This is a genomic window from Paraburkholderia sp. D15, from assembly GCF_029910215.1.
In the GTDB taxonomy this organism is placed as follows: domain Bacteria; phylum Pseudomonadota; class Gammaproteobacteria; order Burkholderiales; family Burkholderiaceae; genus Paraburkholderia.
Genome location: NZ_CP110395.1, coordinates 2,362,788 through 2,385,448 on the forward strand (window position 1 = coordinate 2,362,788; position 22,661 = coordinate 2,385,448).

General features: G+C 65.8%; 23 protein-coding genes. 10 read left to right on the forward strand and 13 right to left on the reverse strand.

Going from position 1 to position 22,661, the window contains the following annotated elements:
• Positions 1–13: 13 nt before the first annotated feature.
• The 5 genes from LFL96_RS10105 to mltG form a co-directional block, all read right to left on the reverse strand.
• The gene (locus LFL96_RS10105) at positions 14–805 is read right to left on the reverse strand and encodes a TatD family hydrolase (protein WP_280995121.1); all 792 of its coding nucleotides are present in this window, start codon (positions 803–805) and stop codon (positions 14–16) included.
• A 95-nt stretch (positions 806–900) separates the two neighbouring features.
• Complete coding sequence (locus LFL96_RS10110; protein WP_280995122.1) at positions 901–1,434, reverse strand: GNAT family N-acetyltransferase; 534 nt, start codon at positions 1,432–1,434, stop codon at positions 901–903.
• A gap of 177 nt (positions 1,435–1,611) precedes the next feature.
• Positions 1,612–2,646: a DNA polymerase III subunit delta' gene (locus LFL96_RS10115; RefSeq protein WP_280995123.1), complete on the reverse strand. Its 1,035-nt coding sequence runs from the start codon at positions 2,644–2,646 to the stop codon at positions 1,612–1,614.
• Between the two features lie 89 nt (positions 2,647–2,735).
• Positions 2,736–3,356: a dTMP kinase gene (gene tmk / locus LFL96_RS10120; protein WP_280995124.1), complete on the reverse strand. Its 621-nt coding sequence runs from the start codon at positions 3,354–3,356 to the stop codon at positions 2,736–2,738.
• Positions 3,356–4,366, reverse strand: coding sequence for an endolytic transglycosylase MltG (mltG, locus tag LFL96_RS10125; RefSeq protein ID WP_281000680.1), 1,011 nt, complete (start codon positions 4,364–4,366; stop codon positions 3,356–3,358). The genes tmk and mltG overlap by 1 nt, the downstream gene beginning before the upstream one ends.
• Positions 4,367–4,444: 78 nt before the next feature.
• On the opposite strand from mltG, the gene LFL96_RS10130 reads away from it, so the two are divergent.
• From LFL96_RS10130 to LFL96_RS10145, 4 genes are all read left to right on the forward strand, one after another.
• Positions 4,445–5,560, forward strand: a complete 1,116-nt coding sequence (locus tag LFL96_RS10130; protein ID WP_280995125.1) for a folate-binding protein — start codon at positions 4,445–4,447, stop codon at positions 5,558–5,560.
• Positions 5,561–5,649: 89 nt separating this feature from the next.
• The gene (locus LFL96_RS10135) at positions 5,650–5,877 is read left to right on the forward strand and encodes an AbrB/MazE/SpoVT family DNA-binding domain-containing protein (protein WP_280995126.1); all 228 of its coding nucleotides are present in this window, start codon (positions 5,650–5,652) and stop codon (positions 5,875–5,877) included.
• A complete protein-coding gene (locus LFL96_RS10140) occupies positions 5,870–6,295 on the forward strand; it encodes a PIN domain-containing protein (protein WP_280995127.1) in 426 nt (141 codons plus the stop codon). Before LFL96_RS10135 ends, LFL96_RS10140 begins: the two co-directional genes overlap by 8 nt.
• Before the next feature lie 33 nt (positions 6,296–6,328).
• Positions 6,329–7,177 carry an NRDE family protein gene (locus LFL96_RS10145; protein ID WP_280995128.1) on the forward strand — a complete coding sequence of 283 codons (849 nt, stop codon included), beginning with the start codon at positions 6,329–6,331 and terminating at the stop codon, positions 7,175–7,177.
• Positions 7,178–7,263: 86 nt separating this feature from the next.
• Here the strand turns inward: LFL96_RS10145 and LFL96_RS10150 are convergent, their stop codons facing one another.
• The 5 genes from LFL96_RS10150 to LFL96_RS10170 all read right to left on the reverse strand — a co-directional run bounded on the left by LFL96_RS10150 (position 7,264) and on the right by LFL96_RS10170 (position 12,728).
• Positions 7,264–8,223 (reverse strand): alpha/beta hydrolase, encoded by a 960-nt coding sequence (locus tag LFL96_RS10150; protein ID WP_280995129.1) that lies wholly within the window; start codon positions 8,221–8,223, stop codon positions 7,264–7,266.
• 42 nt (positions 8,224–8,265) lie between these two features.
• On the reverse strand, positions 8,266–9,240 hold the full coding sequence (locus LFL96_RS10155) for an SDR family oxidoreductase (RefSeq protein ID WP_280995130.1): 975 nt from the start codon (positions 9,238–9,240) through the stop codon (positions 8,266–8,268).
• A gap of 111 nt (positions 9,241–9,351) precedes the next feature.
• Positions 9,352–10,350 carry an NADP-dependent oxidoreductase gene (locus tag LFL96_RS10160; RefSeq protein ID WP_280995131.1) on the reverse strand — a complete coding sequence of 333 codons (999 nt, stop codon included), beginning with the start codon at positions 10,348–10,350 and terminating at the stop codon, positions 9,352–9,354.
• Positions 10,351–10,519: 169 nt separating this feature from the next.
• On the reverse strand, positions 10,520–11,005 hold the full coding sequence (locus LFL96_RS10165; RefSeq protein WP_280995132.1) for a PaaI family thioesterase: 486 nt from the start codon (positions 11,003–11,005) through the stop codon (positions 10,520–10,522).
• A gap of 139 nt (positions 11,006–11,144) precedes the next feature.
• Positions 11,145–12,728, reverse strand: a complete 1,584-nt coding sequence (locus LFL96_RS10170) for a PLP-dependent aminotransferase family protein (RefSeq protein ID WP_280995133.1) — start codon at positions 12,726–12,728, stop codon at positions 11,145–11,147.
• A gap of 178 nt (positions 12,729–12,906) precedes the next feature.
• Between LFL96_RS10170 and LFL96_RS10175 the strand changes: the two genes are divergently transcribed.
• A complete protein-coding gene (locus tag LFL96_RS10175; RefSeq protein WP_280995134.1) occupies positions 12,907–13,302 on the forward strand; it encodes a hypothetical protein in 396 nt (131 codons plus the stop codon).
• A 67-nt stretch (positions 13,303–13,369) separates the two neighbouring features.
• Here the strand turns inward: LFL96_RS10175 and LFL96_RS10180 are convergent, their stop codons facing one another.
• The 3 genes from LFL96_RS10180 to LFL96_RS10190 all read right to left on the reverse strand — a co-directional run bounded on the left by LFL96_RS10180 (position 13,370) and on the right by LFL96_RS10190 (position 18,539).
• A complete protein-coding gene (locus LFL96_RS10180; protein ID WP_280995135.1) occupies positions 13,370–14,548 on the reverse strand; it encodes an acetyl-CoA C-acyltransferase in 1,179 nt (392 codons plus the stop codon).
• Positions 14,549–14,664: 116 nt separating this feature from the next.
• Positions 14,665–16,749, reverse strand: coding sequence for a 3-hydroxyacyl-CoA dehydrogenase NAD-binding domain-containing protein (locus tag LFL96_RS10185; protein ID WP_280995136.1), 2,085 nt, complete (start codon positions 16,747–16,749; stop codon positions 14,665–14,667).
• 107 nt (positions 16,750–16,856) lie between these two features.
• The gene (locus LFL96_RS10190) at positions 16,857–18,539 is read right to left on the reverse strand and encodes a 3-(methylthio)propionyl-CoA ligase (protein WP_280995137.1); all 1,683 of its coding nucleotides are present in this window, start codon (positions 18,537–18,539) and stop codon (positions 16,857–16,859) included.
• 143 nt (positions 18,540–18,682) lie between these two features.
• Between LFL96_RS10190 and LFL96_RS10195 the strand changes: the two genes are divergently transcribed.
• The 5 genes from LFL96_RS10195 to LFL96_RS10215 all read left to right on the forward strand — a co-directional run bounded on the left by LFL96_RS10195 (position 18,683) and on the right by LFL96_RS10215 (position 22,612).
• A complete protein-coding gene (locus LFL96_RS10195) occupies positions 18,683–20,239 on the forward strand; it encodes a protein adenylyltransferase SelO (RefSeq protein ID WP_280995138.1) in 1,557 nt (518 codons plus the stop codon).
• Positions 20,240–20,397: 158 nt separating this feature from the next.
• Positions 20,398–20,820 carry a peptide-methionine (R)-S-oxide reductase MsrB gene (gene msrB / locus LFL96_RS10200; protein WP_280995139.1) on the forward strand — a complete coding sequence of 141 codons (423 nt, stop codon included), beginning with the start codon at positions 20,398–20,400 and terminating at the stop codon, positions 20,818–20,820.
• Between the two features lie 148 nt (positions 20,821–20,968).
• A complete protein-coding gene (locus LFL96_RS10205; RefSeq protein WP_280995140.1) occupies positions 20,969–21,499 on the forward strand; it encodes a septation protein A in 531 nt (176 codons plus the stop codon).
• A 1-nt stretch (position 21,500) separates the two neighbouring features.
• On the forward strand, positions 21,501–21,821 hold the full coding sequence (locus LFL96_RS10210; protein ID WP_280995141.1) for a BolA family protein: 321 nt from the start codon (positions 21,501–21,503) through the stop codon (positions 21,819–21,821).
• An 11-nt stretch (positions 21,822–21,832) separates the two neighbouring features.
• Positions 21,833–22,612, forward strand: coding sequence for a peptidylprolyl isomerase (locus LFL96_RS10215; protein ID WP_280995142.1), 780 nt, complete (start codon positions 21,833–21,835; stop codon positions 22,610–22,612).
• Positions 22,613–22,661 lie beyond the last annotated feature (49 nt).

A 22,661-nucleotide genomic window follows, 5' to 3' on the forward strand; every position in this document is an offset into this window, starting at 1 on the left:
ATGGCTTTATCGATCACACGCCAGCCGGCGCGGGGATCTTGAACAGCCGGAAGAAGTTCTGCGTCGTCGCCGCGGCGAGCGCCGTGTCCGGCATCTCGCGTTGCTGCGCGATGAAGCGTCCGACATAACTTACGTACGCAGGTTCATTGGGCTTGCCGCGATACGGCACTGGCGCCAGGTATGGCGAATCGGTTTCGATCAGCAGACGGTCGAGCGGCACGCGGCGCGCGACGTCCTGCACGTCCGTCGCGCTCTTGAACGTGACGATGCCCGACAGCGAAATGTAAAAATTCTGCGCCAGCGCCTGTTCGGCGACCGCCCACGGCTCGGTGAAGCAATGCATCACGCCGCCCGGCTCGCTCGCGCGCTCCTCGGCCATGATGCGCAGCGTGTCTTCCGACGACGAGCGCGTGTGGATGATCAACGGCTTGCGCGTGGCATGCGCGGCGCGGATATGCGTGCGAAAGCGCTCGCGCTGCCACTCCATGTCGGCGATCGAGCGGCCTTCCAGACGGTAGTAGTCGAGGCCGGTCTCGCCGATCGCCACCACCTTCGGATGCGCGGCCAGTTCGATCAGCTCGGCGAGACCCGGCTCGCGCATGTCCTCGTGATCCGGATGCACGCCCACCGACGCGTACACGTTCTCGTGCTGCTCGGCGATCGCGAGCACCGACGGCAGCGTCTCCAGATCGACGGACACGCACAGCGCATGCGTGACCGAGTGGCTGCGCATGTTCTCGAGCACCTGCGGCAGGCGGTCGGCGAGTCCTTCGAAATTGATATGGCAGTGTGAATCGACAAACATGGTGAAGTCCTGCTTTAGAAACTCGTGGCTCTGGCGCGGCGTCGGGCGTTACCGGAGGGTATGGAGCGACGCTGGATGCCGCTGGGCGACATTCGTCAGGCGCCGTCGGGCGCCGCGGTCGGCGCATCGAGGCGTTTGCCGAGAATCACCAGATCGCGCTCCACGCCGTCCAGCACCGCGACGCGCGGCAGCGAACCCCACGTGTCGAAGCCGAAGCCGCGGAACAGACGCAGGCTCGCGTCGTTATGACCGAAGATGAAACCCAGCACCGTGTCGATGCCCAGGCCCGGCGCAGCCGCCAGCGACGCCGCCAGCAACTGCTTGCCGAGCCCACGCCCGCGCGCCGCTTCGTCGAGATAGATGCTGACCTCGGCAGTGCGCAGATAGGCGGGCCGGCCGTAGAAATCCGAGAAGCTGAGCCACGCGATCACGCGGCCCGGCTGCTGCGTATCCTCGACGACCCACAACGGACGCTTGTGCGGCCCATGCGCATGAAACCACGCCAGACGGCTTTCGACGCTGACCGGCTCGAGGTCCGCCGTTACCTGCCGCGACGGCACGGTCGAGTTGTAAATGGCGACGATGGCGGGCAGATCGTCGAGCGTGGCATCGCGGTAGGCAAGGCTCATGGTGCGGTGTGGATGAAATAGTGGGTCTGGGGTGAACACAAGCAGGGTGCGACTCGGGTGCGGCGCGGGTGCGGCGCGGGTGCGACTCGGGTGCAACGGTCCTATACAGGCGCGGCGACGGCAGGAAGACACCGGAAGACAGCCCGCTTCCGGCCGTCGTCACGGCGGGTCATTTCACTACGCAAACAACTCCCGGTAGCCGATGAACAGTTCCTCGAACACCAGCCGCGCGTTCAGCGGATGGTTCTCGACCGCCCGCTGCCGCGTGACCGTGCGCATGAAGCGCGCGAATGCGCTGGCGTCCGCCTGCGACGCGCAGCGCGTCAACGCCGCCGACGCCTGCGGGAAATAACGCGGCGCGCCGGCCGTGCGCTGCGCGAGCAGATCGTACATCCAGCGCTGCAGCCAGCCGAGCACCAGCGGCACGGGCAGTTTCTGCAGCGCCTCGCCGCAGGCGAATGCATCGCATTCGGGACCGGCGGCGAGTTGCTTGAGCGTCCAGTCGCGCAGTGTGCGGTTTTCGTCGCTGGCGAGCGCAAGCGCCGCGAGCGGCGCGCCGCCGGCTTCGGCAAGCAGCGCGGGCGCGTCGGCGACGCCTTGCGAGGCGAGCCAGCGCGTGGCCGCCTCCGGCGCCGGCACGCTCATCGGCCATTGCCGGCAGCGGCTGATGATGGTCGGCAGCAACCGGTCGATACGCGCCGACACCATCAGGAACACCACGCCCGCGGGCGGCTCCTCCAGCGTCTTCAGCAATGCATTGGCCGCCGCGATGTTCAGCGCTTCCGCCGGATACAGCACCACCACGCGCGCGCCGCCCCGATGCGAACCGACGCCGACGAAATCGAGCAAGCCGCGAATCTGCTCGATCTTGATTTCCTTGCTCGGCGTGCGGGTCTTCTTGCCTTCGTCGGCGTCGGCCTTGTCGGCTTTTTCGTCGGCGGCGCTGCTCAGGCCAGCTTCGGCGGCGAGCGCCTCGGGCACCACGATCCGGTAGTCCGGATGATTGCCCTGGGTGAACCAGTTGCAGGCCACGCACGCGCCGCACGGCTCGCCGTTGGCCTGCTGCGCCTCGCACAGCAAGCCCTGCGCGAGATGCTGCGCGAAGCGCAGCTTGCCGATGCCGCCTTGCCCATGCAGCAGCAACGCGTGCGGCCAGTGGCCGCGCAGTTGTTGCAGGCGGTTCCAGTCATCGGCTTGCCACGGATAGATCATCGTTTCTCTTTGAAATCAGTCGGTTATCGGCACAATCCAGGAAATCGCCTGAAGTCGATCATCGGCTATGACGTTAAATATATTTAAAATCAAAGCACTGCAATCAGTTCTTCAAGCTGTTTCTGAATTCGGGCGATGCTTTGCGAGGAGTCAATGATAGCGAACCGGTACGGCGCTTCTTCCGCGCGGCGCAGATACTCGCCGCGCGTGCGGTTGAAAAACGCCGTCGATTCGCTCTCGAAACGGTCGGGGTCGCGCACCGCGCTGCGCCGCTCGCCGGCCACTTCCGGCTCCAGATCGAACAGCACCGTCAGATCCGGCTGAAAACCGCCCTGCACCCAGCGCTCCAGCGTTTCCAGCTTGTCGCGCGGCAGCCCGCGGCCGCCGCCCTGATAGGCGAACGTCGCGTCGGTGAAGCGGTCGGACAGCACCCAGTCGCCGCGCGCGAGCGCCGGCTCGATGACCTCGGCCAGATGCTGACGGCGCAGCGCGAACATCAGCAGCGCCTCGGTTTCGAGGTCCATTTTCTGATGCAGCACGATCTCGCGGATCTGCTCGCCGAGCGGCGTGCCGCCCGGTTCGCGCGTCATCACCACCGCGCGGCCCGTGCTCGCCACCTTCTGCTCGAGGCGCTCGCGGAACCAGCTCAGATGCGTGGTCTTGCCCGCCCCGTCGATGCCTTCAAACGTAATGAATTTGCCCCGCGCCATCATTGCCCTCGAATGTATTTGTCCACGGCCTTGTTGTGATCGCCGAGGGTGTCCGAAAAGATGCTGCTGCCGTCGCCGCGCGACACGAAGTACAGCGCGGTGGTTTGCGCCGGATTCAGCGCCGCCTGCAGCGACGCGACACCGGGCAGCGCGATGGGCGTCGGCGGCAAGCCCATCCGGGTGTAGGTATTGTAGGGAGTGTCCGTCTGCAGGTCTTTCTTGCGGATGTGCCCCGTGTAGCTGTCGCCCATCCCGTAGATCACGGTCGGGTCGGTCTGCAGCGGCATGCCGACCCGCAGACGGTTGGCGAACACCGCCGCCACCATCGGCCGGTCGGACGGCTTGCCGGTTTCCTTCTCGACGATCGACGCCATGGTCAGCGCATCGTACGGCGTCTTGTACGGCAGGTTCGGCGCGCGCGTGAGCCACGCTTCGTCGAGACGCTGGTGCATCAGCCGGTACGCGCGACGGTACACGTCGAGGTCGCTGGTGTTCTTGTCGAACAGATAGGTGTCGGGGAAGAACAGCCCCTCGCCGTTGCCGATCGACGCTTCCGGCGCGCCGATCGCGGTCATCAGGTCGGCGTCGCTCATGCCCGCGGTGTCGTGCTTGAGCGCCGGATTGGCGTCCAGCTCGGCGCGCATGCGCTTGAAGGTCCAGCCTTCGATGATCGTCGCCACGTATTCGTTGACGTCGCCGCGGGCGATCTTCTGCAGCACCTCGTACGGCGTGATGCCGGTCTTGAACTCGTAGTTGCCGGACTTGAGCTCGCTTTGCAGCCCCAGCACACGGGTCATGATGACGAACAGTTCGGGCTCGACGGGCACGCCGCCACGGTTCAGCTGCAACGTGACGCTGCGCAGGCTGCTATGCGGTTTGACCGTGACATCGAGTTCCGCGGGGCTCAGATCGAGCGGGCTGGTGGCCCAGTGATAGCCGCCGGCAACGGCGGCAGCGGCCAGTACGACGACGAGCGCACCGGCGACGAAACATTTCTTCAGGAGGGACATGCCGAACGTGACAGGAGTGGACTGCATATAATACTTGTTTGCCTTAGCTAAAGTCAGAATTGACTGTTCCCGGAATCCATGAACACACCGCTCGCTCCCGCTTCAGGAATGGCCGCAGTCACCGCTTCCTCGCCGGCAAATGCAACGGCTGGTGCATCGGCCGGTGCGCCCGGTAGCGCGCCAGGCGCTGGCGCCGCATTGCCGGTTCTGCCACGTCCTTCCGTCGACGAATTCGACGCCGTCCTCCAGCACGGCGCCTACATGCCGCTCACGCAGTTCGGCGTGATCGACGCGCTCGGCGAGGATGCAGCGAGCTTCCTGCACGGTCAGTTGACCAACGACACCCAGCATCTCGACGCGGCCACCGCGCGGCTCGCCGGCTACTGCTCGGCCAAGGGCCGGCTGCTGGCGTCGTTCCTGACGTGGCGCAGCGGCGAGACGATCCGTCTGCTGGTATCGAAGGACGTGCAGGCCGCGGTGCAGAAGCGTCTGTCGATGTTCGTGCTGCGCGCCAAGGCCAAACTCGTCGACGCGAGCGGCGAACTGGCGGTGGTCGGCCTCGCCGGCGAAGTGCGCAAGGCGCTGTCGGGCGTGTTCGACGCGTTGCCGGACGGCGTGCACGTGCAGGTGGACGGCGCGGCGGGTTCGCTGATCCGCGTGCCGGACGCGCTCGGGCGGCTGCGCTATCTGTGGGTCGGCCCGAAGGCGCTGATCGACACGCACCTGCCCACGCTGGACGGCGCGCTCAAGCGCGTGTCGCCGGCGGTATGGGACTGGCTCGACATCCGCGCGGGCGAGCCGCGCATCACGCAACCGGTGGTCGAGCAGTTCGTCCCGCAGATGGTCAATTTCGACGTGCTCGGCGCGGTGAATTTCCGCAAGGGCTGCTACCCCGGCCAGGAAGTGGTCGCGCGCAGCCAGTATCGCGGCACGATCAAGCGGCGCACGTCGCTCGCGAACGTGGCGGGCGAGCTGGACACCGTGAAGGCCGGTGCGGAGCTGTTCCATTCGGACGATCCGGGCCAGCCGTGCGGGATGGTGGTGAACGCCGCCTCGGCGCGCGACGGCGGCGTGGATCTGCTGGTCGAGATCAAGCTCGCGGCGCTGGAAGGCGGTTCGGTGCATCTCGGCGCGGCGGACGGCGCCGCGCTGACGTTTCTGACGCTGCCGTACGGGTTGCCGACGGAGGTTTGAGCGCGGTGACCGCTAAATCGAGACGGCCACTCCGCCGCGTTGCTTGATATACTTTTCGGCAATGTAGATCATCCGCGAGGGAGAACGTCATGGTGGTATCCCGATGGGGCAATAGTCTGGCCATCCGGCTGCCTGCGGTGGTGGTGGACGCGCTGCAATTGCAGGAAGGCGACGACATCGAGGTGGTGCTGGCCGGCGCCCGTCTCTTCGAGTTGAAGAAAAAGCCCGGCCGCGAGGATTTTCTCGCGCGCCTGCGCGAATTTCGCGGCAAACTGCCCGCCGACTTCACCTTCGACCGGGATGACGCGAATGAGTGAAGCCAAGGCCTTCATCGACACCAACGTCCTGCTCTATCTGTTGTCCGCCGATAGCGAAAAAGCCGATCAGGCGGAAGCCACGGTGCGCGCCGGCGGCCGCATCAGCGTGCAGGTGCTCAACGAAATCGCCAACGTGGCCCGGCGCGAACTCCGCATGTCGTGGGCGGACATCGACGAGGTGCTGTCGCTGATCCGCTCGCTTTGCCCCACCGATCCGCTCACGGTCGAGATTCACGTGCGCGGCAAACAGGTCGCCGAGCGCTACGGCCTGAGCGTCTACGACTCGATGATCGTCGCTGCGGCGCTGGTTGCCGGCTGCGAGACGCTGTATTCCGAAGATATGCAGGACGGTCTCGTCATCGACCGGCAGGTGCAGATTCGCAATCCATTCGCCGTTCACATGGCGCCGACTCACTAACCGGCGCATGCCCGCTTCCGCGAGACCTCCCCGATGTGCCTGATCGTGTTCGACTGGCGGCCCGATGCGGTCGACGGCCCGCTCTTCACGCTTGCCGCGAACCGCGACGAGTTTCTGCGCCGCACGGCCGCGCCGCTCGGCTGGTGGGACGACGCCCCGGACCTGCTGGCCGGCCGCGATCTGGTCGGCGGCGGCACGTGGCTCGGCGTGTCGCGCGACGGACGCTTCGCCGCGCTGACCAACTATCGCGCGCCGCACGAAATGCGCGCCGACGCGCCGACCCGCGGCACCCTCGTCAGCGACTGGTTGAGCGGCGCAGCCCGCGACGCGCAAGGCAGTCCGCACGAGTCCCCGCTCGCCTATCTGCGGCACGTCGCGCAAACCGGCGAAATCTACAACGGCTTCAATCTGCTGATCGGCGACTGGACGCGCCGCGAACTCGGCTGGTACTGCAACCGCTCGCCGCTCGCGCCCGCGTTGCTGGGGCCGGGCACGCACGGCATCTCGAATGCGGTGCTCGATACCGCGTGGCCGAAGCTCGTCGCCAAACGCGCCGAACTCGGCGCGCTGCTCGCTCATGACGCGACGCCGCCGCTCGAAACTCTGATCGGGATGATGCGCGACCCGCGTATCGCGCGCGACGACGAATTGCCGGCTACGGGCATTCCGCTCGAACGCGAGCGCGCGTTGTCGGCGGCGTTCATCGATACGCCCGATTACGGCACGCGTGGCACGACCGCCTTGCGCGTGAACGTTCAGGGCGCGTCTATCGGCGTGACGATCGCCGAGCGCAGCGACGATAACGGCTCGCACCGGATCGCGCGGCCGGGCGACTTCGAGCGGCATTTCTCGTTCGATGTCGAAGGCGTCGCTCAAACCTGAAACCCGCGCCTGAATCTCGCTCCGGGTTGCGGTTCGGTCAGATTCACCCAGGTTCAGTCAGGTCCAGCCCGCAATCCCCGCCGCCTTCACTCTTCACCGAACGCCCCGCGCAATGCCGCCGCGGCATCCGCGTGCGCCGGCGCGACGCCCGGCACATAGCCGCCCATCTTGAAGAACTCGTGGATCATGCCGGCATAGCGCTTCAGCGTGACCACGTTGCCCGCCGCGCGTAACTTCTCCGCGTAGGCATCGCCCTCGTCGCTTAGCGGGTCGTACTCGGCGGTCGCGATCCAGGCCGGCGCCACGCCGCCGAACTCAGGCGCGCCGCGATGACCGTCGAGCGGAGCGAAGCGCCAGTCGTCCCGGTCGCGTTCATCGCGCACGTATTGATTGAAGAACCACTGGATCGTTTCGCCCGACAGCAGGAAGCCATTCGCGAGACGCGCATGCGAGTCCGTTTGCTGATGTCCGGTGGTGCCCGGATAGATCAGCAGTTGCAGCGCGAGCGGGAGACCGGCGTCGCGGGCAAGCACGGCGCAGACGGTCGCCAGCGTGCCGCCCGCGCTATCGCCGCCCACCGCGAGCCGGCCCGCATCGATGCCGTATTCGGCGGCGTGCGCGTGCAGCCAGGTAAGCGCGTCGAATGCATCGTCGACGGCGGTCGGGAACCGGTGTTCGGGCGCGAGGCGATAGTCGACCGACAGCACCGCGCAGCGGCCGTCGCGCGCGAACATCCGGCACAGCGCGTCGTGCGTGTCGACGCTCCCTACCGTGAAACCACCGCCGTGAAAATACACCAGCGCCGGTGACGGTTCGGCCCAGCCCGGTTCGACCGGCTGATAAAGCCGCGCGCGAATCGTCGCGCCATCGCGCGTGGGCACCGGCAGATCGTCGACGGAGAACATCGGCGCGCTGGCGATCTCCAGAATCGGCGCGCTCTTTTCATAGGACGCGCGCGCCTGTTGCGGCGTCATTTCGTGAAGCTGCGGACGGTTGGCCCGCGCGATCATGTCGAGCACCTGCCCGATCTTCGGATTCAACGGCATGCGGCGGCGTGTGTTGTGCTTGGTAGGGTGTGCGTCGCGGGCCTAGTTCGCGTTCTTCACTTCGGGCTTCAGCGACATCGGATCGGTGGGATTGCGCAAATGCTCGATATCTTCGTGACGCAATTCCACCGTCGCCATGATCCCCGGATGCGTGATCACGTAGAAACGCCGCGCGGCGATGGCCTCGAAGGTGATGTCGGCGACATCGGCGGCGCTCAGCTTGCCCGACTGCACCGCGCGCTGCAGTTGCTTGCCCGCGGCGATCTGCGAGCGGGTCGGCGCGCCTTCGTTGCGCAACGACGCGGGCCGCGCGCGCTCGGCGTTCGCGATGCCGGTCGGCACGAAGGCCGGACACAGCAGCGAGCAACCGACCGGCCCGCTGACTTGCTGCGCGGTCGTGGGCGGCGTTGCCTGTTCCGCCTGAGATGCCTGAGATGTCTGGGATGTCTGGGATGCCTGCACCGCTTGAGCAACCTGCCCCGCCTGCGCCAGCAGCAGATCGTGATACAGCGTCTCGGTCAGCGACACCACCGCATGCTTCGACGCGTTGTAAATACCCATCGCGGGCGGCGACAACAATCCCGCGACCGACGCCGTATTCACGATATGCGCGGGTTCGCCCTGCGCCAGCATGATCGGCGCGAAGACCCGCACGCCGTGCGCGACGCCCATCACGTTGACGCCGAACACCCACTCCCAGTCGTTCGCGCTGCTCTCCCACAGAAAACCGCCCGAGCCGACGCCCGCGTTGTTGAACAGCAGATGCACCTTGCCGAACGCATCGAGCGCCGCTTGCGCGAGCGCTTCGACCTGACTCGCGCGGGCCACGTCGGTCGGCACGCCGATCGCCTCGGCGCCGGCGGCGCGCAACGCGTCGACGGTTTGCGCGAGCGCGTCCGGATTGACGTCGGCCAGCACCAGCTTCATGCCGAGCGCCGCACCCTTGTCGGCGAACGCGCGGCCGAAGCCGCTCGCCGCGCCGGTGATCACGGCCACCTTGCCTGTGAATTCGAACATCGTGTCCCTCCCCGGGATCTGGAATGGCTATCGCCTTTTCTGGACTATCGCTTTTCAGACGATCCGCACGCGCTACAACCGCTTATCGACCACCGGCTCGCGACGTTCGGCTCAGATCAGTTTCACGAGCTGCTTGCCGAAGTTCTTGCCCTTCAGCAAGCCGATGAACGCCTCGGGCGCCGCATCGAGCCCTTGCGCGATGGTCTCGCGATACTGCAGCTTGTGCTGCGCGACCAGCGTGCCGAGTTGCTTGAGCGCTTCCGGCCACACGTCCATATGTTCGCTGACGATAAAGCCCTGCACCAGCAGACGCTGCGTGAGCATCAGCGAAGGATGCTTGAGCGGCAACGGCTGACCGTCGTAGCCCGCGATGAAACCGCACAGCGCGATCCGTCCGAACGCGTTCATGCGCGCGAGCGTGGCGTCGAGCACTTCGCCGCCGACGTTCTCGAAGCAGCCGTCCACGCCGTTGGGCGTCGCGGCCTTCAGATCCTGATAGAGATTGCCGGCCTTGTAGTCGACACACGCGTCGAAACCGAGCGTCTCGATCACATAGCGGCACTTGTCCGCGCCGCCCGCGATGCCGACCGCGCGCGCACCGGCCTGCTTCGCCAGTTGCCCGACCACGCTGCCCACCGCGCCGCTCGCCGCGCTGACCACCACGGTCTCGCCCGCCTTCGGCGCGATGATGCGGTTCAGCCCGTACCACGCGGTGACGCCCGGCATGCCGACCGGTCCGAGATAGGCGGACAGCGGCACATGCGTGTCGTCGACCTTCTGCACGCCCGCGCCGTTCGACACGCCATATTCCTGCCAGCCGAACATCGCGACCACCTTGTCGCCCACCTGAAACTTCGGATTTTTCGACTCCACCACTTCGCCGACCGTGCCGCCGATCATCACTTCATCCAGCGGCTGCGGCGCCGCGTACGACTTGCTGTCGTTCATGCGGCCGCGCATGTACGGATCGAGCGACAGAAAATGGTTGCGCACGCGCAATTCGCCGTCGGCCAGCGGCGCGAACGGCGTTTCGACAAGGCGGAAATTCTCCGGCGTGACTGCGCCTTGTGGACGCGAAGCCAGCACGAGTTGACGGTTGATCTGGGTCATGACGTTCGTCTCCTGAAGGTGTCGATTGAGAGGTCGATCAAGTTGCCGCCTGGGTTGCCAGGCGCGTTTCCAAGCGGGTTACCAAGCGGGTTGCTGAGCGCCTTGATGAGCGCGCGGCCCATGCGACCGGTGTCGGGTTCTTCGAATCTCCAAAGCAGGAAGCGGATGCTCAACCATCGCTGGGCCCCGGCTTCGCCGAGGGATCGCTGCGCAAGCGTTGCTGCGTGATCTCGCGGCCCACCGCGAGCCGGCGCATGTATTTGAAGGTGCCGAGCGCCTTGGCGACGAAGTGGCCTTCGCTGTCGCGAATCTCGCCTTCGCAGTACGCCATGGTGGTCGAGCGATGCAGCACGCGGCCGGTCGCGCGCAATTCGCCGCGGCCCGGCTGCATGAAGTTGACCTTCATTTCGACGGTGACCACGCCGACGCCGTTGCCCGCGAGACTGCGCGCGGCCATCGCCAGCGCGACGTCGGCCAGCGTCATCGTGACGCCGCCATGCGCGACGTCCCACGTGTTCATGTGATCCGGCCGCAGCGGCAGCACGATTTCGCTGACGCCGTCGGCGGCGGACACCAGTTGCGCGCCGAGCCGGTCGACGAACGGACTCTCGGGCAACGAAGCGCTGTTTGATGGAGATGAGGATGAATCGGTCATGGCGGTTTTCGGTTGCGTGGCCAGCTAGGGATGGGGCTGAGTCTGAGTTTCTATGTTGCGTCCCAGTGCTGCGTCCCGGTGTTGCATCGATTCGCTGCGTCTGGAATCTATGTCGATAGGCAGCGGGAAATGATACCCGCTACGGCATTTTCGGGCCTCCAGCCATGCGCGCCGCCAGCCGCCCGAGCCGGCGCACCGCATCGTCCGCACGCTCCAGATCCGTGCTCGGGCAACTCAGGCGGATGAAATGGTCGAAGCGCTCGGCGTTCGAATACACGGTGCCAGGCATCACGCGGATGCCTTCGTCCAGCGCGGCTTCGAAGAACGCCGTCGATGCCACCTCGCGCGGCAACTCGATCCAGAAGAACATGCCGCCACGCGGCGGCGTGAACCGCGTGCCCTCGGGAAACGATGCGGCGATCGCCGCCGCCATCCGTTCGCGCTGAATCCGCAGCCCCTCGCGCAGACGCCGCAGATGCCGCTCGTACGCGCCGCTTTCCAGATACTCCGCGAGCACGACCTGCGAGAGCGGCTCGTTGTGCCGCGACTGCGCGAACTTCAGCATGCCGATGCGCGGATGCCAGCGTCCGCCGTTCACCCAACCCACCCGCATGCCCGGCGCAAGCGTCTTGTTGAACGACGTGCAGTGGATCACCGTGCCGTCGCGATCCCACGCTTTCAGCGAACGCGGCGCCGGCACGGCATCGACGAGTTCGCGGTACGGATCGTCCTCGATCAGCGCGACGCCGGCCTGCGAGCACAGCGCGACGAGCCGCGCCTTGTGCGCGTCGGGCATCACACTGCCGAGCGGATTCTGCAGGTTCGGCACGACCACCACCGCCTTGATCTCGGGATGGGTTTGCAGCGCGAATGTCAGCGCTTCGATCGACAGGCCCGTGCTCGGACTGACCGGTATTTCGAGCGCGCGCAGACCGAGACTTTCGAGCGCCTGCAACAAGCCGAAGAAACACGGCGATTCGACCGCGACGGTATCGCCCGGTTGCGTCACCGCGCGCAACGCGAGGTTCACGGCTTCGATCCCGCCGTGCGTCATGATGATGTCGTCCGCGCCGATCTGGATGCCCGCCGCCAGCGCACGCCGCGCGATCACCGCGCGCAGGTCCGGATCGCCCTGATCGTGACCGACGGCGGTCAGCAAGGTAGGCTGCCGGCGCAGCGCGCGCAACGCGGCTTTCTGCAAGGCCGCGCCCGGATAGAGATCCGGCGACGCGGTCGCGCCGCCGAGATTCAGCGCATCCGGATAACGCTGGTAGGTCGACACGATCGCCGAAATGCTCGCGTGGATGCCGACGAATTGCGCGGCGCCGGGCCGCACCGCGAGGTCCTGCGCGTCGGGTTCGGCGGCGGCCGGTAGCGCGGTGGGCGGCGTGCGCACGAAATAACCCGCACGCGGCCGCGCGTCGATCAGCGCCGCGCGTTCGAGCACGCGATAGCTCTCGGTCGCCGTCGCGAGGCTCACGCCGTGACGCTGCATGAATGCGCGCATCGACGGCATGCGGTCGCCGGGACGCAGCACGCCGCTGCCGATCGCCCGGCGGTAGTGCTCGGCGAGTTGTCGATAAAGCGGTTGAGCATCCGCCTGCGGGTCCGCTGATGGGTTCGCCCGCGGGTCCGCCTGATGGTCCGCCCTCGGGTCCGCCTGATGGTCCGCCTCGTGATCCAACGGCGGCACGGTGTTCTGCATGGAAGTGGAATCGGTCATGCGACGATGTTGCGGACGGATTGCGCGCCGCAACAGATACAGGTCGGCGCCAATCGAACCGATACAGCAAAAGGAAAGCCCACACTGTACCGGTTCAGATAGACGGACGCTGCGGCTGTTTCCATGTCGGCGAACTCCCTAAGCTGTGTGGCATGAAAACGGTTTAAAGGAATCGCCCATGTCCGCTCTTCCCTCCCGCGAGCCGGCGCCTCGCGACATCGCTGACGTTCGCGCCGTGCCCATCCATCTTCCCGCCGGCCGTATCGCCGTGCACGATCTGCGCGCGGGCACGTCGATCGTGGCGCTCGAAGGCGCGTTGCAACTGCACTTTCGCGATCATTCGCTGGCGTGGCTCGGCGAAGCCGTGCCCGCCACCGCGATCAACCTGCACGAAGGCGAATGTTTCGTGATGCCGCAGCGCGGCGCCGTGTCGATCGGCGCGGTCCACGCACAAGCGGCGGCGTTCGTGCTGCAATCCGCGCACACGGAAAACCGCTTGCTGGGTTCGCTGCGCGGCGTCGCGCAAAGTCTGATCGGGTTCGTCAGGAATCTGCTGCGGGAACGCGCCGCGTGAGGCATGGGATGCACGCGATCCAGGTGGTGCCACGCCGCGCCGCGCCGCGCGACACCACACCATCGCGTCACACCACTTCGAACAAACCCGCCGCGCCCTGCCCGCCGCCGATACACATCGTCACCACCACCCGCTTCGCGCCACGACGCTTGCCTTCGATCAGCGCATGCCCGGTCAAGCGCGCGCCCGACACGCCGTACGGATGACCGACCGCGATCGCGCCGCCGTTCACATTCAGCCGGTCGTGCGGAATGCCGAGCTTGTCCGCGCAATACAGCACCTGCACAGCGAACGCTTCGTTCAACTCCCACAGGTCGATGTCCTCGACCTTCAGGCCCGCCTGCTTCAGCAGCTTCGGCACCGCGAACACCGGCCCGATGCCCATCTCGTCCGGCTCGCAACCGGCCACCGCGAAGCCGCGGAAAATGCCGAGCGGCTGCAGGCCCTCGCGTTCCGCGACCTTCGCGTTCATCACCACGCAGGCCGACGCGCCGTCCGAGAACTGGCTCGCGTTGCCCGCCGTGATCACGCCGCCCGGCAGCGCGGTGCGGATCTTCGACACGCCTTCGAGCGTCGTGTCGGCGCGGATGCCCTCGTCGCCGCTCACGGTGACTTCCTTCGTCAGCAGACGGCCGGTCGCTTTGTCGGCGACGCCGGCGAGCACCGTCAACGGCACGATCTCGTCCCTGAACTTGCCCGCTTCGAGCGCGGCCGCCGCGCGCTGCTGCGAACGCACGCCGTACTCGTCCTGACGTTCCTTCGAAATCGCGTAGCGCTTCGCGACGTTCTCCGCGGTTTGCAGCATCGACCAGTAGATTTCCGGCTTGTGCTGGGTGAGCCAGCCCTCGGTCATCATGTGGCGATTCATCTCGTTCTGCACGCACGAGATCGATTCGACGCCGCCCGCGACGAACACGTCGCCCTCGCCGGCAATCACGCGTTGCGCGGCGAGCGCGATGGTCTGCAGGCCCGACGAGCAGAAGCGGTTCACCGTCATGCCCGGCACGCTGACCGGCAGCCCCGCGCGCAACGCGATCTGCCGCGCGATGTTCATGCCGGTCGCGCCTTCCGGATTCGCGCAGCCGATGATCACGTCCTCGACGCGCGCCGGGTCGAGCTTCGCGCGTTCGACGGCGGCCTGCGTCACGTGGCCGCCGAGCGTCGCGCCGTGCGTCATGTTGAACCCGCCGCGCCAGGATTTGGCGAGGCCCGTGCGGGCGGTCGATACGATTACGGCATCAGTCATGTGAGTTTCTCCATCGGATGGGCCGGCGTGAATGCTCCGCGCTCGCGCCGGTCCCACCCAGATCATTCTGGTATCTGCAAATATCGAAGCGGCAAACTGGCTCGCGGACGCACCGCTTAGCCGTTGAACCCGCGGCCCTTGTCCGCCAGTTCGGCGATGCTGGCCGCCAGTTGCCACGCGTCGCCGTTCGGCCGCGCCGCATAACGGCGAATCGCGCGCTCGACGTTATAGAGCCCGACCGTATCCGCATACAGCATCGGGCCGCCGCGATACAGCGGGAAGCCGTAACCGGTCAGATAGACCATGTCGATATCCGACGCCTTCGACGCAATGCCTTCCTCGAGAATCTTCGCGCCTTCGTTGACGAGCGCGAACACCAGCCGTTCGACGATTTCCTCGTCGCTGATCTTGCGGCGTTCCGCGTTGGTTTCCTGCGAATAGGCGACGATCATGCCGTCGACCAGCGCCGACGGATGCGCGGTGCGATCGCCCGCCTTGTAGTCGTACCAGCCGCCGCCGGTCTTCTGGCCGAAGCGCCCGGTCTCGCACAGCCGATCCGCGATCTTCGAATAGTGCATGTCGGGATGTTCCTGATAGCGGCGCTTGCGGATCGCCCAGCCGATATCGTTGCCGGCCAGATCGCTCATGCGGAACGGCCCCATCGCGAAACCGAATTTCTCGATCGCCCGGTCGACCTGCGCGGGCAATGCGCCTTCCTCCAGCATGAAAAGCGCCTGGCGGATGTACTGCTCGATCATCCGGTTGCCGATGAAGCCGTCGCACACGCCCGACACCACGGCGGTCTTGCGGATCTTCTTCGCGAGCTTCATCACGGTGGCGAGCACGTCCTTCGCGGTTTCCTTGCCGCGCACCACTTCGAGCAGCTTCATCACGTTGGCCGGGCTGAAGAAATGCAGGCCGACCACGTCCTGCGGACGCTTCGTGAATGCGGCGATTTTGTCGACATCGAGCGTCGACGTGTTCGAGGCGAGGATCGCGCCGGGCTTCGCGACTTCGTCGAGCCGCCTGAACACCTGCTCCTTCACGCCCAGTTCCTCGAACACGGCTTCGACGATCAGGTCGGCCTGCTTCAGATCGTCGTAGGAGAGCGTGGGCGTGATCAAGGCCATGCGCTGTTCCAGCGCCTCGGGCTTGAGCTTGCCCTTCTTCACGCTGGCTTCGTAGTTCTTGCGGATCGTCGCGAGGCCGCGATCGAGCGCGTCCTGTTTCGTTTCCAGCAATGTGACCGGCAGGCCCGCGTTGATGAAGTTCATCGCGATGCCGCCGCCCATCGTGCCGGCGCCGATCACCGCGACCTGGGCGATCTCGCGCACCGGCGTGTCGGCGGGGACATCCGGAATCTTGCTGGCCGCGCGCTCGCCGAAGAACGCGTGACGCAGCGCATGACTCTCCGGCGTCTGCACCAGCGCGACGAAGCAGTCGCGTTCGAAGGCGAGGCCCTTCTCGAAACCGTTCTGCACGCCCGCTTCCACCGCGTCGATGCATTTGAGCGGCGCGGGGAAGTTCCTGGCCATCGCGGTGACGGTGTTGCGCGCGAACTGGATGAAGCCGGCGGCGTTCGGATGCTCGATCTTGCGATCGCGCACACGCGGATGCGGCCCGGCGTTCGCGCCGACCTTGCGCGCGAACGCAAGCGCGGCCTCGCCGAGATCGCCCTGCACGACTTCGTCGAACAGACCCGAACCGGCCAGTTTCTCCGACGCCACCGGCGCACCCGACACGATCATGTTGAGCGCGGCTTCGAGGCCGATCGCGCGCGGCAGGCGCTGCGTGCCGCCCGCGCCCGGCAGAATGCCGAGCTTCACTTCCGGCAACGCGATCTGCGCGCCGGGCGCCGCGATCCGGTAATGCGCGCCTAGCGCGAGTTCGAGACCGCCGCCCATCGCGACGCTGTGGATCGCCGCGACCACCGGCTTCGCGCTGCCTTCGACGATCTTGATGACCGTCGCGAGCGTCGGCTCCTGGGTGGCTTTCGGCGTGTTGAATTCGGTGATGTCGGCGCCGCCCGAAAAGGCCTTGCCCGCGCCGGTCAGCACGATCGCCTTGATGGCGGGATCGTGCTGCGCACGCTCGATGCCGTCGACGATGCCGGCTCGCGTCGACAGGCCGAGGCCGTTCACCGGCGGATTGTTCAGCGTGATGACGGCCACGCCGTCATGAGTTGTGTAGTCCACTGCCATCTGCCTGCCTCCATGCCATTCGTGACGCTATTGCGATTGAAGCGGCGCAGCGCGCGCCGTCCGTTCGGTCAGCAGGCAGAATACACAGAAAAGCACGCTCGTTCAATTTATCCTTCGACGGGGTTTCCCCTGGTCAAGGGACAGTGCTTTTCGTCCTCCAGCGCGGACGGCAGCACGTGATCGCGGAACTGATCGCGCAGCTTCAATTTCTGCAATTTGCCGGTGGCCGTGTGCGGCAATTCGTCGACGAAGGCGACGTCGTCGGGAATCCACCACTTCGCCACCTTGCCGTCGTAGAACGCTAACAGTTCTTCGCGCGTCACGTCGTGACCCGCGCGCTTGACGACGACCAGCAGCGGCCGCTCGGTCCATTTCGGATGCGCGCACGCGATGCAGGCCGCCTCCGCCACCGCCGGATGCGCGATCGCGACGTTCTCGACGTCGATCGAACTGATCCATTCGCCGCCGGACTTGATCACGTCCTTCGAGCGATCGGTGATGTGCAGGAAACTGTCCGGGTCGATGGTCGCGACGTCGCCGGTCGGAAACCAGCCGTCCACGAGCGGCGAATCGTCCTTGCGGAAATACCGGTCGATCACCCACGGACCGCGCACGTGCAGGTCGCCGAACGCGACGCCGTCCCACGGCAATTCGTGGCCATCCTCGCCGACGATCTTCATGTCCACGCCGTACAGCACGTGCCCCTGCTTTTCCAGCAATTTGCGCTGCTCGTCGATGGGCCGCTGCGACTGTTCCCACGTGAGTTTGGACAGCGTGCCGAGCGGCGACATCTCGGTCATGCCCCATGCGTGGATCACCTGCACGCCGTAGTCGTCCTCGAAGGTGCGCAGCATCGCGGGCGGACAGGCGGAACCGCCGATCACCGTACGGTTCAGCGACGAAAACCGCACGCCCGCCTCGCGCAGATAGTTCAGCAAGCCGAGCCACACGGTCGGCACGCCGGCCGAATAGGTGACGCGTTCGCTTTCCATCAGCTCGTACAGCGACTTGCCGTCGAGATCCTTACCGGGAAACACCAGCTTCGCGCCGGTCAGCGGCGCGGAGTGCGGGATGCCCCACGCGTTCACATGGAACATCGGCACGACCGGCAGCACGGCGTCGCGCGCCGACAGGCACATCGCATCGGGCAGCGCGGCGCCGAACGCATGCAGGACCGTCGACCGATGCGAGTACAGCGCGCCTTTCGGATTCCCGGTGGTGCCGGACGTGTAGCACAGGTACGAAGCCTGGCGCTCGTCGAGGGGCGGCCACGCGAACTCGCCGTCCTGCGCGTTCACCAGCGTCTCGTAGCTGAGCACCGGCGTTTGCATCGCGGGCAGATGCGCTTCGTCGGCGAGCGCGATCCAGCCGCGCACCTTCGGGCATTGCGGCGCGAGCACGTCGACCAGCGGCGCGAAGGTGGTGTCGAACATCACGTAGGCGTCGTCGGCGTGATTGACGATGTAGGCGATCTGGTCCGGAAAAAGCCGCGGATTGATGGTGTGGCACACCGCCCCGAAACCGGTCGTGCCGTAATACGCCTCGAGATGCCGGTAGCCGTTCCAGGCGAGCGTCGCAACGCGCTCGCCGGGTTCGACACCCAGCGCGATCAACGCCTGCGCGAGTTGTTTCGCGCGCTTCTCGCAGTCGCGGTAGGTGTACCGGTGCAGATCGCCCTCGATGCGCCGCGACACGATTTCCGTGCCGCCGAAATGCCGCGCCGCATGCGCGAGCAATGAAGATACTGTGAGCGGCACATCCATCATCTGGCCCAACAACGGCGTCGTCATAAAGCGAGGTCTCCTGGTGCGGATGGCTTGCGTGCAAATGGGACTCGGCGGATCGGCATATATCCGCGATGGATCGGCTGAGCGCCAGCCAGCATCCCCGCTGGCGCGGATTTACAATATCGGTTAATCCAGAGGCGCTCAACATGTCGTTTTCCCCAAGCTTTGCAGGGTTATCCGGGCCGTTAGCGGCTCTTTCCAGTTCACTCGTCAACTCGCCGGAAAGCGCGTTCGCACGGCTCGGCAGCGTCTTTCTGACGCGTCTGCCGGCCGCGCCGCTCAATGCGCCCTACATGGTCGGCTTCTCCGCGGAGACCGCCGCGCTGCTCGGTTTAGAGCCGGGCCTCCAGAACGATCCCGGTTTCGCCGAGCTGTTCTCCGGCAATGCCACGCGCGAATGGCCCGCCGATGCGCTGCCGTATGCGTCGGTGTATTCGGGGCACCAGTTCGGCGTGTGGGCCGGCCAGCTCGGCGACGGCCGCGCGCTCGGCCTCGGCGAAGTCGAACATGACGGCCGCCGCTTCGAACTGCAGCTCAAGGGCGCCGGACGCACGCCCTATTCGCGCATGGGCGACGGGCGCGCGGTGCTGCGTTCGTCGATCCGCGAGTTTCTCGGTTCGGAGGCGCTGCATCATCTCGGCATTCCGACCACCCGCGCGCTGTGCGTGATCGGTTCCGACCAGCCGGTGCGGCGCGAGGAGATCGAGACCGCCGCGGTGGTGACGCGGGTCGCGCCGAGCTTCGTGCGCTTCGGTCACTTCGAGCATTTCTATTCGAACGATCGCACCGACGCGCTGCGGGCGCTTGCCGATCACGTGATCGCGCGTTTCTATCCGCATTGCCGCGAGGCGGACGATCCCTATCTCGCGCTGCTCGGCGAAGCGGTCAGATCGACCGCCGACCTGATGGTCGACTGGCAGGCGGTGGGCTTCTGTCACGGCGTGATGAATACCGACAACATGTCGATTCTCGGCCTGACGATCGACTACGGTCCGTTCGGTTTCATGGATGGCTTCGACGCCGGTCACATCTGCAATCACTCCGACTCGCAAGGCCGCTACGCGTACCGCATGCAACCGCAGATCGCGTACTGGAACCTCTTCTGTCTCGCGCAGGGCCTGTTGCCGCTGCTCGGTGCACAGCACGAGGAAAGCGTGCGCGGCGACAAGTCGATCGAGGACGCGCAGCGTGTGCTCGGCGGCTTCAAGGAGCGTTTCGCGCCGGCGCTGGAGGCGCGCATGCGCGCCAAGCTCGGCCTCGCGCTCGAACTGGAAGGCGACGACGCGCTGATCAACCGCCTGTTCGACGCGATGCACGCGAACCGCGCGGATTTCACGCTGACGTTCCGCCACCTCGCCCGCGTGTCGAAGCACGACGCAAGTGGCGACGCCCGCGTACGCGACCTGTTCCTCGACCGCGCCGCCTTCGACGCATGGGCGAACGACTATCGCGCGCGCCTGTCCCATGAAACACGCGACGATGCCGAACGCGCCATTGCAATGAACCGGGTGAACCCCAAATTCATTCTTCGCAATCATCTGGCGGAAACCGCGATCCGCCGCGCGAAGGAGAAGGATTTCTCCGAAGTGGCGCGTCTGGCCGACGTGCTGCGCCATCCGTTCGACGAACAACCCGAGTACGAAGCGTATGCGGGGCTGCCGCCCGATTGGGCGAGTTCGCTGGAAGTCAGTTGTTCGTCGTGATGCGCCCGCGGCGCGGGGTGAACGTTCTTTCACCGCCCCGCACCGCGCTCCGTCGCGCTGCACCGGACACCAGCCCACAGCCCATTGCACGGGCAGTCCGCATCGCCCGAAGCCTTTCAAGCCGTCCCCAAAACAAGCCCGAGACAGGAACCCCGACCATGAACAAGCCCGACGATCTCAACCCCGCCACCCCAGCCGTGCAGAAAGACGACGCCGAGTGGCGCAAACAGCTCTCCGACATCGAGTACCAGGTGACGCGCCACGCGGCCACCGAACGTCCGTTCACGGGCCGCTATCACGATCACTGGGACCGTGGCATTTACGACTGCGTGTGCTGCGGCACGCCGCTGTTCGAATCGGACACCAAGTTCGACGCCGGCTGCGGCTGGCCGAGCTACTTCAAGCCGATCGACGGCGAAGTGATCGCCGAGAAAACCGACCGCTCGCACGGCATGCTGCGCATCGAGGTGCAATGCAAGAACTGCGGCGCGCACCTCGGCCACGTGTTCGAGGACGGACCGGCGCCGACGGGCCTGCGCTACTGCATCAATTCGGCTGCGTTACAATTCGAGCCCAAGTAACGCGGCGCGAAGTCCGGCGTTGCCGGCCGGGCCTGCGTCACCCTGGGTTGGTGTCGCCGGGTTTGCGTTGCGCACGCCGCCCGGCGCCGGTCCTTTCGCACCGCGTCCCTCGTTGTTCGACTCCTTTCCGCGCATTCCCGACCAGATAATGAAATTCCTGTTCGATCTGTTCCCGATCATCCTGTTCTTCGTCGCGTTCAAGCTTTGGGGCATTTTCACGGCGACGGCAGTGGCGATCGTCGCCACGCTGGTGCAGATCGCGTGGGTCGCCTTCCGCCACCGCAAGGTCGACCCGATGCTGTGGGTCAGCCTCGGCGTGGTCACGGTGTTCGGCGGCGCGACGCTCGTGCTGCACAACGACACCTTCATCAAGTGGAAGCCGACCGTGTTGTACTGGGCGTTTTCGGTCGCGCTGATCGTCTCGCAACTGGCGTTCAACAAGAACCTGATCGAAGCGATGATGGGCAAGCAGATCACGCTGCCGCACGCGATCTGGGGCAAGCTGAATATTGTCTGGGCGATCTTTTTCGTGCTGCTCGGGCTCGTCAATCTGTTCGTCGCCTATCACTACACGACCGACCAGTGGGTCAACTTCAAGCTGTTCGGCGCGACGGGCTGCCTCGTGGTGTTCATCGTCGGACAGAGCCTGTGGCTGTCGAAATATATGAAGGAAGAATGACATGAACACGGAGTCCAACGTCTTCATGCACGCCACCACCGCCGAGCGCGCCGCGCTGATCGAGGCACGCCTCACGGCCGCGCTCGCACCGGTCGAATCGATCACGATCACCGACGATAGCGCGCAGCACGCAGGCCATGCCGGCGCCTCCGCCGGCGGTCATTTCAGCGTCACGATCGTGGCCGCCGCATTCGCCGGCAAGCCCCGCGTGGCGCGGCATCGCATGGTGTATGATGCGCTGGCCGATGCCATGCAGCGCGGCATTCATGCCCTTGCCATCACGGCGTACACGCCCGAAGAATTTGCTTTGTTGCCCCGCTAGGAAAACTTCCGATGACCTTGAAGAAAACCCGCCTCTGGGTACTGCTGGCTGCGTTCGCGGCCGCACCTGCATTTGCACAGAACATCGCTGTCGTAAACGGCACGCCGATTCCGAAAGCACGCGCCGACGCGCTGATCGACCAACTGGTCCATCAAGGCCAGCAAAATACGCCGCAACTGCAAACCGCCGTGCGCGAAGAGCTGGTGAATCGTGAAATCCTGATGCAGGAAGCGCTGCGCCGCGGCTTGCCGAATCGTCCCGATGTGAAGGCGCAAATCGCCGTCGCGCAACAGACCGTGGTGCTGCGCGCGCTGATCGAAGACTTCGTGAAGAACAACCAGCCGAGCGACGCCGAAGTCACCGCGCGCTACAACGCGCTGATCAAGGACGCGGGCGGCAAGGAATATCACCTGCATCACATCCTGGTGGACAACGAACAGCAGGCCAAGGATCTGATCGCGAAGATCAAGGCCGGCGCAAGCTTCGAAGACCTCGCCAAGCAATACTCGAAGGACCCGGGATCGGGCAAGAACGGCGGCGACCTCGACTGGTCGGACCCGAAGGCCTACGTGCCTGAATTCGCGGACGCGGCCACGCATCTGCAGAAAGGCCAGATGACCGACACGCCGGTGCACACGCAGTTCGGCTGGCACATCATCCGTCTGGACGATACGCGCGCGATCACGCCGCCGCCGCTGGAACAGGTGCGTCCGCAGATCGTGCAGCAGATCCAGCAGGAAAAGCTGCAAGCGTTCGAAGAGAACCTTCGCAAGAACGCGAAGATTCAGTAAGCGAGCAAGTAAGCAAACAGGCAGATCGGCGACGCACGACGCTTCGCTG

Excerpts from the sequence above, each read along its gene's own strand:
- LFL96_RS10180 (WP_280995135.1), bottom strand. The coding sequence starts at position 14,548 with ATGACTGATGCCGTAATCGTATCGACCGCCCGCACGGGCCTCGCCAAA.
- LFL96_RS10215 (WP_280995142.1), top strand. The coding sequence starts at position 21,833 with ATGACCTTGAAGAAAACCCGCCTCTGGGTACTGCTGGCTGCGTTCGCG.
- tmk (WP_280995124.1), bottom strand. The coding sequence starts at position 3,356 with ATGGCGCGGGGCAAATTCATTACGTTTGAAGGCATCGACGGGGCGGGC.
- LFL96_RS10155 (WP_280995130.1), bottom strand. The coding sequence starts at position 9,240 with ATGTTCGAATTCACAGGCAAGGTGGCCGTGATCACCGGCGCGGCGAGC.
- LFL96_RS10210 (WP_280995141.1), top strand. The coding sequence starts at position 21,501 with ATGAACACGGAGTCCAACGTCTTCATGCACGCCACCACCGCCGAGCGC.
- LFL96_RS10185 (WP_280995136.1), bottom strand. The coding sequence starts at position 16,749 with ATGGCAGTGGACTACACAACTCATGACGGCGTGGCCGTCATCACGCTG.
- LFL96_RS10165 (WP_280995132.1), bottom strand. The coding sequence starts at position 11,005 with ATGACCGATTCATCCTCATCTCCATCAAACAGCGCTTCGTTGCCCGAG.
- LFL96_RS10145 (WP_280995128.1), top strand. The coding sequence starts at position 6,329 with ATGTGCCTGATCGTGTTCGACTGGCGGCCCGATGCGGTCGACGGCCCG.
- LFL96_RS10205 (WP_280995140.1), top strand. The coding sequence starts at position 20,969 with ATGAAATTCCTGTTCGATCTGTTCCCGATCATCCTGTTCTTCGTCGCG.
- LFL96_RS10190 (WP_280995137.1), bottom strand. The coding sequence starts at position 18,539 with ATGACGACGCCGTTGTTGGGCCAGATGATGGATGTGCCGCTCACAGTA.
- msrB (WP_280995139.1), top strand. The coding sequence starts at position 20,398 with ATGAACAAGCCCGACGATCTCAACCCCGCCACCCCAGCCGTGCAGAAA.
- LFL96_RS10115 (WP_280995123.1), bottom strand. The coding sequence starts at position 2,646 with ATGATCTATCCGTGGCAAGCCGATGACTGGAACCGCCTGCAACAACTG.
- LFL96_RS10195 (WP_280995138.1), top strand. The coding sequence starts at position 18,683 with ATGTCGTTTTCCCCAAGCTTTGCAGGGTTATCCGGGCCGTTAGCGGCT.
- LFL96_RS10150 (WP_280995129.1), bottom strand. The coding sequence starts at position 8,223 with ATGCCGTTGAATCCGAAGATCGGGCAGGTGCTCGACATGATCGCGCGG.
- LFL96_RS10140 (WP_280995127.1), top strand. The coding sequence starts at position 5,870 with ATGAGTGAAGCCAAGGCCTTCATCGACACCAACGTCCTGCTCTATCTG.
- LFL96_RS10135 (WP_280995126.1), top strand. The coding sequence starts at position 5,650 with ATGGTGGTATCCCGATGGGGCAATAGTCTGGCCATCCGGCTGCCTGCG.
- LFL96_RS10160 (WP_280995131.1), bottom strand. The coding sequence starts at position 10,350 with ATGACCCAGATCAACCGTCAACTCGTGCTGGCTTCGCGTCCACAAGGC.
- LFL96_RS10130 (WP_280995125.1), top strand. The coding sequence starts at position 4,445 with ATGAACACACCGCTCGCTCCCGCTTCAGGAATGGCCGCAGTCACCGCT.
- LFL96_RS10110 (WP_280995122.1), bottom strand. The coding sequence starts at position 1,434 with ATGAGCCTTGCCTACCGCGATGCCACGCTCGACGATCTGCCCGCCATC.
- LFL96_RS10105 (WP_280995121.1), bottom strand. The coding sequence starts at position 805 with ATGTTTGTCGATTCACACTGCCATATCAATTTCGAAGGACTCGCCGAC.
- LFL96_RS10175 (WP_280995134.1), top strand. The coding sequence starts at position 12,907 with ATGTCCGCTCTTCCCTCCCGCGAGCCGGCGCCTCGCGACATCGCTGAC.
- mltG (WP_281000680.1), bottom strand. The coding sequence starts at position 4,366 with ATGTCCCTCCTGAAGAAATGTTTCGTCGCCGGTGCGCTCGTCGTCGTA.
- LFL96_RS10170 (WP_280995133.1), bottom strand. The coding sequence starts at position 12,728 with ATGACCGATTCCACTTCCATGCAGAACACCGTGCCGCCGTTGGATCAC.